At 70.1% G+C, this 12920-nt stretch carries 14 protein-coding genes; 5 read left to right on the top strand and 9 right to left on the bottom strand.

All coding sequences use genetic code 11. The features are described from left to right. Positions 1–107: 107 nt before the first annotated feature. Positions 108–710 (bottom strand): NADPH-dependent FMN reductase, encoded by a 603-nt coding sequence (locus ACETWP_RS07090; RefSeq protein WP_373971515.1) that lies wholly within the window; start codon positions 708–710, stop codon positions 108–110. Positions 711–1130: 420 nt separating this feature from the next. Next, positions 1131–1907 (bottom strand): alpha/beta fold hydrolase, encoded by a 777-nt coding sequence (locus tag ACETWP_RS07085; RefSeq protein WP_373971514.1) that lies wholly within the window; start codon positions 1905–1907, stop codon positions 1131–1133. A gap of 337 nt (positions 1908–2244) precedes the next feature. Between ACETWP_RS07085 and dhaK the strand changes: the two genes are divergently transcribed. The 3 genes from dhaK to dhaM are packed head-to-tail and all read left to right on the top strand — an operon-like array spanning position 2245 to position 4597. Next, complete coding sequence (gene dhaK, locus ACETWP_RS07080) at positions 2245–3243, top strand: dihydroxyacetone kinase subunit DhaK (RefSeq protein WP_373971513.1); 999 nt, start codon at positions 2245–2247, stop codon at positions 3241–3243. 32 nt (positions 3244–3275) lie between these two features. Then, on the top strand, positions 3276–3923 hold the full coding sequence (dhaL, locus tag ACETWP_RS07075; protein ID WP_373971512.1) for a dihydroxyacetone kinase subunit DhaL: 648 nt from the start codon (positions 3276–3278) through the stop codon (positions 3921–3923). Further along, positions 3920–4597 carry a dihydroxyacetone kinase phosphoryl donor subunit DhaM gene (gene dhaM / locus ACETWP_RS07070; protein ID WP_373971511.1) on the top strand — a complete coding sequence of 226 codons (678 nt, stop codon included), beginning with the start codon at positions 3920–3922 and terminating at the stop codon, positions 4595–4597. Before dhaL ends, dhaM begins: the two co-directional genes overlap by 4 nt. 182 nt (positions 4598–4779) lie before the next feature. Here dhaM and ACETWP_RS07065 read toward each other — a convergent pair whose 3' ends face one another. The 3 genes from ACETWP_RS07065 to ACETWP_RS07055 all read right to left on the bottom strand — a co-directional run bounded on the left by ACETWP_RS07065 (position 4780) and on the right by ACETWP_RS07055 (position 7563). Beyond that, entirely contained in the window at positions 4780–5217 is a 438-nt protein-coding gene (locus tag ACETWP_RS07065; RefSeq protein ID WP_373971510.1) for a hypothetical protein, read from the bottom strand. 496 nt (positions 5218–5713) lie between these two features. Beyond that, positions 5714–6493, bottom strand: a complete 780-nt coding sequence (otsB, locus tag ACETWP_RS07060; protein ID WP_373971509.1) for a trehalose-phosphatase — start codon at positions 6491–6493, stop codon at positions 5714–5716. A 230-nt stretch (positions 6494–6723) separates the two neighbouring features. Next, positions 6724–7563, bottom strand: coding sequence for a class I SAM-dependent methyltransferase (locus ACETWP_RS07055; protein ID WP_373971508.1), 840 nt, complete (start codon positions 7561–7563; stop codon positions 6724–6726). Positions 7564–7610: 47 nt separating this feature from the next. Here ACETWP_RS07055 and ACETWP_RS07050 point away from each other — a divergent pair, with 47 nt between their 5' ends. Beyond that, positions 7611–8180 (top strand): cupin domain-containing protein, encoded by a 570-nt coding sequence (locus ACETWP_RS07050; RefSeq protein WP_373971507.1) that lies wholly within the window; start codon positions 7611–7613, stop codon positions 8178–8180. Positions 8181–8262: 82 nt separating this feature from the next. Here the strand turns inward: ACETWP_RS07050 and ACETWP_RS07045 are convergent, their stop codons facing one another. From ACETWP_RS07045 to ACETWP_RS07035, 3 genes are all read right to left on the bottom strand, one after another. Beyond that, positions 8263–9153, bottom strand: a complete 891-nt coding sequence (locus ACETWP_RS07045) for a diacylglycerol/lipid kinase family protein (RefSeq protein ID WP_373971506.1) — start codon at positions 9151–9153, stop codon at positions 8263–8265. A gap of 63 nt (positions 9154–9216) precedes the next feature. After that, positions 9217–9387, bottom strand: a complete 171-nt coding sequence (locus tag ACETWP_RS07040) for a hypothetical protein (protein WP_373971505.1) — start codon at positions 9385–9387, stop codon at positions 9217–9219. Between the two features lie 214 nt (positions 9388–9601). Further along, on the bottom strand, positions 9602–11011 hold the full coding sequence (locus ACETWP_RS07035) for an AI-2E family transporter (protein WP_373971504.1): 1410 nt from the start codon (positions 11009–11011) through the stop codon (positions 9602–9604). A gap of 339 nt (positions 11012–11350) precedes the next feature. Here ACETWP_RS07035 and ACETWP_RS07030 point away from each other — a divergent pair, with 339 nt between their 5' ends. Next, on the top strand, positions 11351–11752 hold the full coding sequence (locus ACETWP_RS07030; protein WP_373971503.1) for a type II toxin-antitoxin system VapC family toxin: 402 nt from the start codon (positions 11351–11353) through the stop codon (positions 11750–11752). 152 nt (positions 11753–11904) lie between these two features. On the opposite strand, the gene ACETWP_RS07025 is transcribed toward ACETWP_RS07030, so the two are convergent. Beyond that, entirely contained in the window at positions 11905–12771 is an 867-nt protein-coding gene (locus ACETWP_RS07025) for an alpha/beta fold hydrolase (RefSeq protein WP_373971502.1), read from the bottom strand. Positions 12772–12920: the final 149 nt, after the last annotated feature.

Raw genomic sequence — 12920 nt, 5'->3', positions numbered from 1 at the left:
GTCGAGGGCGCACATGGGACGGTGCCGTAAGAGAGTCCTCGCGGAGGCCGACTGTGCCTGCCGAAGGCCGCGGGCATGCGCGGCGGTTCCGCCTGTGGGTGTTGCGGCTATTTCCGGGAGTCGGGGTGCTCGTCGCCGATGTGTCCCGGACCCGCGGCGTAGAGGACACGCTGGACGAAGGCGCAGTACTCCTCCATGTAGTGGCGCAGGAAGGACTCCGTCGATGCGTCCCTGACCTCGCCGTCGTCGCCGAAAACCTCGGGCTTGAAGGTGATGTACGCCTCGGGAGCGTTGAGTTGCGGGGCATCGAGGAAGCTCAGGACGCCGCGCATCGAGGACTGCATCACGGCCGTGCCGATTCCGCCCGGGGAGGCGCCGATGATGCCGGTGGGCTTGCGGGCGAACGAGTTGGTCCCCCACGGCCTGGAGCCCCAGTCGATGGCGTTCTTCAGCCCGCCGGGGATGGAGCGGTTGTATTCGGGGGATATGAAGAGGATGCCGTCCGCGGACTCGATCGCGGACTTCAGGGCGGATCCCGCGGCGGGGAAGTCGGCGTCGTAGTCCTGGCTGTACAGCGGGAGGTCCCGAATGGGGATCTCGGTGAATTCCAGGTCCGCGGGTGCCAGCCTGATCAGGGCCCTGGAGAGCGTTCGGTTGATGGACTTGCTGGCCAGGCTGCCGACGAAGTAGCCGATCTTGTACGTGGGCATGGTTGCTTTCCTTCCCGAAGCCGCGCAACGGGACCCCGACGGATTCCGGGGTGCTCGTGCGTTGATGGTGGGTCACACGCTCACCGGTCTAGCACGGGCGGCAACGGCATGACCAGACCGCGCGGCCCCGCCAGTCCATGGTCGGCGAACGGTCGCGGGACCGTTCTGGGCGCGCCATGCGGGAATCAGGATGGCGGCACCGCGCGGCATCGCGTGCAGAAAACAGGCAGCCTGCGGGACCGGCCCCTGAGGCACAAGGCCGGCCCCAGCGCGGAGCGGACGCATCCGTCGCATAGGGCAGGATAGACGAGTGCTGACGGGGACAGCAGCCCGTGGCGGCCAGGACCGGTCACCCCGGGTGGCTGGTGCCCGCGGCTGGCCCCGCCCCCAACGTCCGGACCGTCAATGAGGCCGGGTCCTTCAACCAGCCGCGCTCCTCACGAACGCGGTGATGGCTTCCGCCACCTCTCGGTGCGCGGTCTCGTTGAGGATGTCGTGCTTCATGCCCTCGAACACCAGGGTGCGGATCTGCGCGGACCGGGCGGCGACGACGGCAACGTCCGCAGCGGGCGCGACGGCGTCCTCCGAACCGTTGAGGGCGAGGACCGGAATCCTGAGGTCGCCGATCGTCTCGGCGACCTCGGCCCATGCGGGTGGCAGGGCCCTGCGGAGAACGTCGACGATGTCGGCCTCCGTGAAGGCGAGCGGATCGTTCTCCAGGGAGTCCCGGTAGAACGGGTCCCCGGAAAGTTCGTCCAGATCGAGGGAAAACGCGTCGCCCGCACCCTCGAGTTCGGCGAACCATTGCGGCATGCTCAGAGGGGCCCCGGTCAGCACGGCCGCGCGGTAGCGGTCGGGGTGCCGCAGGGTGGTGACCATGGCCGCCACCGCTCCCAGCGAGTGCCCCGCGATCACCAGCGGCAGCCCGGCCCGCGCGGCCAGGTCGGTGAGGCGCTGGCCGTTGGAGACCAGCGCATCGATGCTCTCGATCTCACCACGCTGGCCGCCGGTCAGGCCGTGCCCGATCTCATCCAGCGCCCACAAATCGATGTCCGCCTGGTTCAAGGCCGCGCCGAAGCGATGGTAGACCCCGGTGTGCTCGCCGAAACCGTGCAGGAAGACCACCGCGGCCCTGGGCGAGGCCGCGTCCCAGTGCCGGTAGTACACGGGGCCTGACACCCCATCGAAGAAGGGCACCGTTGCTCCAAGGCTTGGCGAACGTCGGTCCCTACCATCCTGCCCGACGTTTCGCTGCGATGCGATCCCCCAGGTCCGTGATTGTTCGCTTTCTTTGGCCGTGAGTTCCCAGTGGGGATGGCGGCGTCCTCGAGCCGTTCCTCGGGCAGCTGTTGGCCGCCCGCGAGTCGAGGGGATCCGGCCAGACCACGGAGAATCTGGAGGATTGGATCGCCGCGTCCCGGGGCCGTCCGTTCGGCGCCTCAACCCCTTCCCCGCGCGGGTGCGGGGCGGCTAGGTTGAGTGCAGGCAGCCCCAGCCGGCCCAGCACCCGGTACGCGCACAAGAGGAGAGTTCAATGAAGAAGCTCATCAACGACCCGAAGAACGTGGTCACCGAGGCGGTCGAGGGATTCGCGGCAGCGCACGCCGACATCGTGCGCGCGTCAACGGACCCGACCTACGTCGTGAGAACGGACGCCCCCTCGGGCAAGGTCGGCATCGTCTCGGGCGGCGGAAGCGGTCATGAGCCGATGCACGGAGGATTCGTCGGATACGGGATGCTCGACGCGGCCGTCCCCGGCGCCGTCTTCACGTCGCCGACCCCGGATCCCATCGTCGCCGCGACGGCGGCGGTGAACGGTGGCCGCGGGGTGCTGCACATCGTCAAGAACTACACCGGTGACGTGCTCAACTTCGAGACCGCGGCCGACCTCGCCGGCGCGGACGGCATCGAGGTGCGCAGCGTGATCGTCAACGACGACGTCGCGGTGCAGGACTCGCTGTACACCGCCGGCCGCCGCGGCGTGGCCGGCACGGTGCTCGTCGAGAAGATCGCCGGCGCGGCCGCCCAGCGCGGGGACTCCCTCGACGAGGTGACCGCGGTCGCCGAGAAGGTCATCGGCCAGGTTCGTTCGATGGGCGTGGCGCTCACCCCCTGTGTCGTTCCGCACGCGGGGGAACCGAGCTTCACGCTGGCCGAGGACGAGATCGAGATCGGCATCGGTATCCACGGGGAACCGGGGCGGGAGAAGGTCAAGCTGCAGCCGGCCGACGCGATCGTCGACCGCCTTCTCGGCCCGATCCTCGACGACATCCCCTTCGCGTCCGGCGACAAGGTGCTCCTCCTGGTGAACGGGATGGGTGGGACTCCGCAGGTCGAGCTGTACATCGTCTACCGCCGCGCGGCGCAAGTGCTGGCCGAGCGCGGGATCGAGGTCACCAGGTCGCTCGTGGGCAACTTCACGACGTCGCTCGAGATGCAAGGGATGTCGATCTCGGTCCTCAAACTCGACGACGCCCTGACCGAGCTGTGGGACGCCCCCGTCCAGACCGCCGCCCTGCGCTGGGGCCGCTGACCCGTGACCACGACCCGACGAGAGGAAGGCCGATGAGCCTGGGCGCCGAGTGGATGATCGACTGGGTGAGGACGAGCGCCGCCGTCATCGCCGACCACCGGGTGGAGCTGATCACCCTGGACCGGGAGATCGGCGACGGCGACCACGGGGAGAACATGGACCGCGGCTTCTCCGCCGTCCTCGCCAAGCTCGACGACCTGCCGGCGGATGCCCTCCCCGCCGACGTGCTCAAGCTCGTGGCGACGACCCTGATCTCCACCGTCGGCGGGGCGGCGGGACCGCTGTACGGCACCGCGTACCTGAAGGCGGCCGGCGCGGTGGCCGGACGGGTCGAACTCGACGGCGGCGCCCTCGCGGCGCTGCTCCGCGCGGCGCGAGACGGCATCGTGCTCCGGGGGAAGGCCGAGAGCGGCGACAAGACCATGGTTGACGCGTGGACCCCCGCGGTCAACGCCGCCGATGCCGCCGTCGGGCAGGACGCCGGCGCCGCCGCCGTCCTCGCGGCCGCCGCGGCCGCCGCGGAGCAGGGTGCTGTGGCGACCGAGCCCCTCATCGCGCGCAAGGGGCGCGCCAGCTATCTGGGCGAGCGTGCGATCGGGCACCGCGACCCCGGAGCCCAGTCGACCGCCCTGCTGCTCAGGGCGGCGGCCGACGTCGCCGGCGGCGTGGCGGCGCCATGACCGTCGGCCTCGTCTTCGTCTCCCACAGCTCCAAGATCGCCGAGGGCCTGGTCGACCTGGCGCGGCAGATGGCACCGGATGTTCCGCTGGTGGCCGCGGGGGGAATGGACGACGGCGGGATCGGCACGAGCTTCGGCCTCGTCACCGATGCCATCGCGCGGGCCGAGGCCGGGGACGGCGTCATCATCCTCTGCGATCTGGGCTCCGCCATCCTCACCGCCGACACCGCGCTCGACTTCCTCGATGACGACGCAAGGTCCCGGGTGAGCATCGTCGACGCTCCGCTCGTCGAGGGCGGGGTCGCCGCCGCCGTCGCGGCGCAGACCGGCGACGACCGGGACGGCGTCGCGGCCGCCGCCAGGACCGCCGTTCCGGCGGCCGCCGGCTCCTCGGCGACCCGTGGGGCCGCAGGACCCTCCGGATACTCGCGAGTGGTGACCATCGTCAACCGCACCGGATTCCATGCGCGCCCGGCGGCCGAATTCGTGAAGCTGGCCGGCACCTTCCCGACCCAGGTCACGGTCAACGGCGAGGATGCGAAGAGCCTGCTGGCGATCATGGCCCTGGGCCTCGCCCGCGGTCGCGACGTGGAGATCGCCACCGCGGATCCCGACGGCAGGGACGCCGTGGACGCCCTCGCCGATCTGGTGGCATCCGGATTCGGTGAAGGCTGAGCGGCGGAACACGTCCCTCGCACCGCCTGGATGCGTTTCCGGGGCCGGGGGCGGTGCCCAGTGGCTTTCCCTAGGCCGGCAGCCCATGGCCCGGTGCGGCTGTCCGAAAACGGTCGAGGGGAGCACCGGGGACAAGGAACCGCAGGGAGGGACCGGCAGGGCCGGTCCCTCGCTCCGGATCGTCAGTTTGGTATGTCCAGGATGCCGCTCTGCATCCAGCCGCTCCAGGGCGACCAAATGTCCGAGAGGCCCTCCTGGAACGCCACCCTCTGGTACAACTCCTCGTTGCCTACTTCGCCATCGACCAATGTGCGCTTGTTGTCGTAGACGTACGACTCGCCCGCGACGAAGTGTTCGTTCTCCCAGTACGTTCCTCCGATGTAGTCGTCGTCATTGGGCCAGTCGTCCTCTTCCCAACGCTGTTGCTCGATGTTCAGGTACCGTTCCTTCGCGCAATAGACCGAGATCTTGTAGTTGATGACCTTCACCCCGGCCGAGTTGGTGTGCGAGTACTCGGGGGTGAGGGGCGTGACAGTGCATGCGTACGCGGCTTGGGCCGGCAACGCACCCAGGATCAGCCCGGGAACCACGAGGGCCCCGGCCGCCAGAGCTCCGGCCATCCGGCCCAGCCAGGCGCGGCCATTTCCCCGCAGCCTCGGCGACATCGCGTCACGAGCAACGGGTGGGTTTGTGGCATGTGTGTTTTTCATGATGAATCCTCGCCAGGCAACGCTGAACCGAGGACACCAAATGGCACTCCACGTTCAGCGAAGGTCCATGGATGAAAGGGTTTTGAGTAGATCTTCTGTGGCCCTGATGGGTCGTCGCCCCACCCCGTGGTGGTGGCAAAATCGGACGCTGACGATCAGTCCTGAGAAGGCGCGCCCCTGCGACACCGGGCCCCGCCATGCTGGGGGTCCTCCAGCGAACTGGATACCTCTGACATTAGAGCGTGCCGCACTCTCGGGGAACAAGTACCTTGCGGTAACTTGGCCAAATCGATGCACGCGTCAGCTGGTCCGGATCACTGGCAGGTCTCTCGGCGACCGTTCCGTCCGAGCCCCGGCCTGGTGGGACGGGCATGCCTGCGGCCATCCAGTCAACGGAGGTTCAGGCCTAGCTTGTCGCCTCATCCAGTCGCTTCAGCCACAGGTGGAAGTCCGCGGGCCCGTCGAAGTGCGCGCCGGCCACTGTCTCCACACCGGGGGCCATGTCGGGGCCGTCGACGATGAGTGCGTGGCCCCTGGCGAGGGATACGGCCCTGAACGCGGGGAGGTCGCCGAGGTCGTCCCCGGCATATGCGGTCACTTCGAGTCCGCCTTCGTCCATGATCCTGTGCAGGGCGGTGCCCTTGTCTTGGTTCACGGGTATGCGGAGCTCTTCGACGAACTTGCCGGGTTCGCGGCGTAGTCCGTGGAGCGACGCCGCTTCCTGGACGAGTGGGTTGATCGCGTCGGCAGCGGCGGCGTGGTCGGCCGCGCGCCGCCAGTGCACGGCCACCGCGAGGCTCTTGTCCTCGACATGGATGCCTTCGGCGCCATCGAGCTTCTCGTGGAGCCAGGCGGTGGCGGCTTGCACGTTGGGCATCCACCGCTCCGCGTCGGGAAGGACACTGACGCCGCTATCGGTCCGCTGTTCGAGTCCGTAGGAGCCATAGAGCGCCACTCCGGGGACAGCGGCCCTGTCGGCGAGGAAGTCCACGGGCCGGCCCGATAGGAGAGCGACCAGGCCGAGTTTCGTTGCCAGGCTTCCCAAGACTTCTTCGGTGCCCGGCAACAGTTCGCTGGCGCTGGGATCATCGATGATGGGGGAGAGGACTCCATCGAAGTCCATCACGAGGCCGGCCATCTTGCTGCGGTTCGCGATGGCATTCAGGGCAGCTGCTCCGGGGTCCATATGTCCACTCTAGACGCGGCGCATGGCTCGACGGCGCAGGGTCCGGTCGGGTCGAATCGCGGTGACCGACGGCGCTGTCGGGCGCTGGCCTCGGTTCCCGAAGGCGCTGCCGGATTCCCTGCGGCGCCGGTGGGCCGACGGAACGTTCCCGCTCGACTTAGGGGGCCTGCGGCTTCAGCCAAGGACGGGGGTAGACCCTGGGCGAGCGGCATGTGGCGAAACGTGCCGGGTCACGGCCGATCGTGGCTTCCGTCCGGGGCGGCGACCCAGACGGTCCGGGTGGCGCGGGGTTCGAGCTCGTGCGCCTCGGGGAACCGCTCCAGCAGGTCCGCGACGGCGTCGCGGTCGTCCGGGGTCAGGCCCTCCAGTTGCGTGTATCGCGCGAACCACTGCTTGGCGTACTCCCGCGCGGCCGGGGTTACAGGCGCGGCGGACGTCACCTCGGACCTGGTGACGCCGAACCCGGCGGCCGCAATGACCGGCGTCCAGTCGGGGTGCTGGTTCCACCCCTCGGCCGCCGCGGCGGCGTGGCAGCGCTGCTCCAGCAGCGCCCCGCGCGGATGGCCGAGGAAGCGGGGCAGGGTGGCGAGCTCGACGACGACCAGGACGCCACCCGGCGCCAGTGCCCGACGGACCCCCGACAGCAGCCGGGCGGGGTGCGCAACGTGGTGTAGCGAGGACGACGCCCACACCAGGTCAACCGGTGCAGTGGCCGCCGCATCCGCCGTGCCCATGGCGCCGGCCAGCGCGGGGAAGCCGTCGTCGAGATCGGCCTCGACGACGGCGAAACCCTGCTCGCGCAGGAGCTCGAGCATCCGCGGATCGTTGTCGACGCATGTCACCGCCGCGTCCGGGTACCGCTCGCGGAGCAGCCGGCTACCGGCGCCGGTGCCCGCGCCGAGATCGACGACCCCGCGCGCGGCGGGCGCCGCGGCCAGGTCCAGGACGGCTGCGAGGTGGTCGCCGAACACCTCGGCGTCGAGTTCGAGCACGCGGTGCTGGTCGGGGTCGGATGACTGTGGGTGGGACCGGTGGTCGTGGTTCCGGGTTCGGTGGGAGAGGTGATCCATGCCTCCACCGTAGAGGTGGTATGCGCTTACGGCATAGCATCTTGCGTATGAAGCAAGATATTGACGGACTCATTCGGCAGCGCATCCGCGCCCTCCGCGTGGCCCGGGGGTGGTCGCTGGACGTCCTGGCCCGTTCCTGCTTCCTGAGTCCGTCGACGCTGAGCCGCATCGAGACCGGGGACCGTCGCATCGCGCTGGACCAGCTCGTGCCGATCGCCCGCGCCCTGGAGACCACCCTCGACGACCTCGTCAGCTCCCAGGAGGACGACGACGTCGTCATCCGGCCCCAGCCCGCGCACCGCGCGGACGTGACGACCTGGCTGCTCTCGCGGGACCGCGCCGCCGCGGGGGTCGTGGTGGTCAAGACCCGGGTGGCCGCCGGAGCGGCCCTGGCGCCGGAGAGCCAGGTGCATCCGGGGTGGGAGTGGTTCACCGTGCTGACCGGCCGAGCCCGCCTGGAGCTGGGCGACCGGGTGCTCGTCGTCGAGGCAGGTGAGGCCGCGGAGTTCTCCACGATGGTGCCGCACCGTATCGGCGCCGTCCCGGAGTCCGGGGACCTGGAGATTCTGTCGATCTTCAACCGCGACGGGGAACGGGCGCACCTGCACGACGCGTGACCGGGAGTCTTCGGAGCTGGTTCCTCGGCGCGGTCCGCCTTCTGGCCCTCCGGAGGTGTCGCGGGCAGGTCCAAAGCCGCTCTCAGCCGATGGTGGCCAAGGCCCGGGGCACGCTCCGGACGCGGACGACGGTGTCGGCGGGGACGGACTGCACCTCGCCGTCGATCTGGTACGGCATCGGCTTGATGGTGGTGAACTCATAGCGCCCGACGCTGGGCTTGTCGCCCAGGCCCTTGAGCGCGGCGCGCGCGGCGGTCACCACGATCCGCCATTTGGGCATGTGCGGGAAGGCGATGACTTCGAACTTCCCGTCGCGGGGCTGCTCGTCGGCCTCGCTGAGCGTGGCGTGCTTCGCCATCTCGGGGATGTTGGCGAACACCAGGCTGTCCAGCGTCTGGCGCGTCCCGTCGGAATGCTGGATCTCGAAGGGCTGGAACTTCGAGAAGGTGCGCACCACGGAGACCATTTCCTTCAGCGCGCCCTTGCTGCCCTTCTCCAGATCGATGGCCACGACGGGGGTCAGGCCGAAGCCGATGTAGGAGTGCGCGTACTCGCCGTCCCCGTCGCCCGCGTCGATGTGGAGCAGGTCGATGTGCCGCACGGCACCTTCGGCGATGGCCTCCTCCAGGGGCTGGGTCCCGACGGTCCGCCGATGGTCGTTGGCGTTGCCCGCCGCCATCACGGCGCATACCGCCTCGGGATTGCCGGCCTGCATGACCCCGTTGACGACCTCGTTGTAGCCGCCGTCCCCGCTGACCGAGACGACGAGCACGCGGGTGCCGCCGGCCGCCGCGTCCCGCGCCAGCTCGACGGCGTGCCCCGCGTGGTCGGTGGGCATCAAGTCGATCCGTGGCCGGTCGGGGAGCGATGCGGCCAGCCGGTCCTTCAGCCGCTCGGCGAGCCGCGGGGCGTCCCCGGTGCTGTTCGGGTTGTAGATGATGACGATCGACTCGAACGCGCGTGTGGTCTCCATGGTGTGCTCCCAGTCGGGTGGTTGACGGCGCCCTTGCGGGCGGAGGGGCGGGTGCCTGTCATCCTATGCGCGCCGCGGGTTGCCGGAGGAGTGGCCGGCGCGCCAGGGGAACGGGCGCAGGGGGACCCAGATGGTCTCGCCGACCGGCGCGGCGAAGTGCGGCTCCTTCCCTGCGGACAGCCTGGGCGTCCGGCGCTTCGCGCTGTCGGAATCGGGGATTCCCTCCATGTCCACCGCGAACGCCTCGTTGTTGATCTGCCGGCGGCGCCGACGTTCTCCTTGGCTTCCGTGCCACGGTTCCCGACGCCCTTGGCCACGCCGGCGAGTTCGTCGGTCAGCGGCCGGGCCTTCTCCTTCACGGCGGTGGCGGCCTTCCCTGCCGTGGACACGGATTCCACCCATGACCGGTCCGCAACGCTGGAACTCCGTCGGGCCCGACATGGCCGGTCTACCTTCCGGCCGCCCCGGCGTCGTCGTGGGTGTTCGCCTTGCCCCTCTCCTGATCGGCGGCGCCGAGCCTGCGCCCGCGGCGGTGTTGCCGGCGCATCCGCTCGTACTTCCACCGTTGTGCCATGGTCGCTTTGGCCTCGACGCGGTCCTTCGGGCTCAGAGGGTCCTCCCCGAGCACCGGATCCTCTCCAGCTTGGTACTGGCTTGTCCAGACTTGGACCAGGGTCCACGCCAAGGCCGTATAGGGCACGGCCAGGATGGCACCGAAAATCCCTCCCACGAGGGTCCCCACCGTCAGCGCGAGAAGCACCGCCAAGGCGTGCAGGCTGAGGGTGCGGCCCATGACCACCGGCTGGAGCAGGTCCCCTTCGATCTGGTTGACCGCGATGACGATGGCCACCACGACGAGCGCCGCGACGGGTCCATTCGTCACCAGCGCGACCAACGCGGCCAGGATCCCGGCCACGGTGGCCCCGACGATCGGGATGAAGGCGCCGATGAAGACGATGACCGCCAGCGGCAGGGCCAGGGGGACACCCACGATGGCCAAGCCCAGTCCGATGATGACCGCGTCCACCAGCGCCACGATGGCGGTGCCGCGGACGTAGCCGCCCAGTACCTCTGCACCGCGGTCGGCGGATTCGGCCAGCTTCGCCCGGACGCTCCCGCGGAACCACCGCAGGGCGAAGTTGAGCATCTTCGGCCCGTCCTTGAGGAAGAAGAACAGGATGACGACCATCAGCGTTGTCCCCGCGAGGAACTCGGTGGCCGCGGTGATCCCGGTGAGCGCATTGCCGGCGAAGCTGCTGGCGAAGCTGCCACTGGCGACGAATTCGGTGGCCTGTCGGGCCGCCGCGCCGATCGCGGCGGTGTCCACCGGCAGCGGACCCGACGTCACCCAATCCTGCAGTTCCCGCCAACCCTCGGTCGCGGAGGACACCAGGGAGTCCCATTCGCTGCGAACGGCCAGAACAATGCCTGCGACGATCCCACCGAGCAGCGCGAGGATGCCGAGGAATGCGGCGACGGTGGCCCACAGGCGCGACCAGCCCTTGCCCACCAGCCACCGGACGAGGGGAGACACAGCGGCGGCGAGAATCAGGGCGACGAGCACCGCGACCACAACGAGCTTGACCTGCAGCAGCAGCCAGACGAATCCTACGGCGACGGTCGCGAGGAGGACCGCCTGGGCCGCGTGGGAACCGGCGCGCCCCATGGCCCCGGACCACGGCCGCAGGGCGGCGGAGATGGTGCGGGTGGCGCGGTCCAGTTCCGTGCCGTCGGCAGCGGGGGGACCGGGTGCGGCCGGAGGCGGATCGGTGGGTTCGGGGTCCGGCTGCGCAGGAGGAGCGGTGGGTTCGGGGTCCCGCTGCGCAGGAGGTGCTGGACGGGATGGAGGGTTGGTCATGGGGTGCTCCTGGGTATCGGGCGGCGCGGTGGCGGCGGCGGGCACCGCGACCGTGGGTGAAGGCTGGCTACACTCTAGGTCGATCGCCGCCGTTCGGGTTCCGTTCTTGATCAGTGGGTAGCGGACGTCGCAGCGTTGGCGGACCAGGCACATCATGGCCGTTGTGTTTCTTCCCCTCCGCCCGTTTGCGCTGGTGGTAGGCCATGGAGATCGGGGCGTCAAGACCGCAGCCGCCGACATCCCGGCCTGGTTTTCGGCCCGGAACGCCTGGACCACGCACGGCGACCACGCGCCCTCCTTCCGTGGCGATCCGGTGTCCCACGCGGGTATGGTGCCGCCATGACACGGTATGTGATCGACGCACCCACGCTGTTGCGCCTCGTCGCGAGCGAGCTCGCAGTGCCCGAGAAGCACCGGCTCGTGGCTCCCAGCACCCTCCGCTCCCAGGCGCTGGCCCTGCTGTTCGAGGCAGTCCGGCGCCGGGAGCTCACCGAGGAGGCCGCGCTACGGCACCACGAGCGCCTGACCGCGCTGAAGGTCCGGCTGCTGGGCGACAGGGTGTCGCGACGCACCGCATGGAACATCGCCCGCGAACAGGGGTGGGACACCACGTGGGACGCCGAGTACCTCGCGGTCACCCGGCTGCAGGCCGACGCGCTCGTCACGGTCGATGCCACCCTGTCGGCCAAGGCCCGTGGCCTGGTGCCGCTGGAGCCTTTCGGGGCGCTCTTGACGCCCTGAGACCAGGGCGGCCACCAGCGGACGCGGGCGCCGGGCGCGGTCCACTCACGAGGTCGGCTCCGGGGGTTCCTTCGGGTGGGCGGCTCGGGAGGTTCCCCTCAGGTGTACAGGTGGGGAGGTTCCCCTCAGGTGTACAGCTCGGGAGGTTCCGCTCAGGAGGCGAGGAAGGCGCGGATGTGACCGGCGGCCGCCGCGGGCCGCTCGTAGTGGATGAGGTGCCCCACGCCGTCGATGACGCGAAGTTCCGCTGCCGGGAATTCCGCCGCCAGCGCCTCCTGGCCCGCGGGCGATCCCAGCTCGTCCAGCGCGCCGGCGACCAGGAGCGTTGGGGCGCCGATCGCCGGCGCGACCTGGCGCACGGTCCCGGTGATGGACGCGCCGAACGCCTCGCGCAGGGTGTCGCGCCCGCTGAACCGACCGAAATACCGGCGGTGCTGGTCCTTCACGTAGGCGCGCACGGCGTGGTCGGACGACTTCGTCATGGTCGCGCTCATCAGGTCCGAGACGATGCGGGAGCGCAGCAACCGCTCGCCGGTGGACTCCGGCAGCAGCGCGCCGGCGGCGTAGAAGGCCGCGGCCGCCCGGGACATGAGCGCGTGGGAGCCCTCCAGCGCGGGTTCGCAGATCGGGTTGATCAGGACCATACGCTCGAACGACCCGGGGTGGGCCGCCAGATGGAACGCGGCGACGATCGAGCCGAACGAATGCCCGAGGAGCGTGGTCCGCGGTCCGAGGCCCAGCTCCTTCGCCAGGTCCGCGACGACGGCGGAGTAGCCGGGCACGTCGTGGGCGGTCGCGGCCATCGGCGTCGAGGCGCCGAACCCCGGGAGATCCGGCACGACGACCGTGTACTCCGGCAGCTGGTCGACGAGCAGCTGCAGCCCGTGGTGGTCGCCGCGGAATCCGTGCACCGCCAGGAGGATGCCGGAGCTGGGACCGACCGAGGGGTAGGTCCAACATCGCAGGTCGGAGCCGCGGACGCGGTGGGCGCTGACCAGCGAGGAACGGTTCTGGGGCATGCGCCCAGCCTACCGGGGCCGGGCGGGATCGACGGTTGGCTGGGGCGCGGGCCAGGCTCCGGCGTCGTGCTGTAAAATGGCCCCATGGCCACGGGACTGACGCTAACCTAGCCGCGGGGATTTCCCTCCGCGGCCGCCCCTTCGATGCA

The sequence above is a fragment of the Arthrobacter halodurans genome (assembly GCF_041877255.1).
GTDB lineage: Bacteria > Actinomycetota > Actinomycetes > Actinomycetales > Micrococcaceae > Arthrobacter_N > Arthrobacter_N halodurans.
This window is presented reverse-complemented; position numbering and strand designations above follow the sequence as displayed.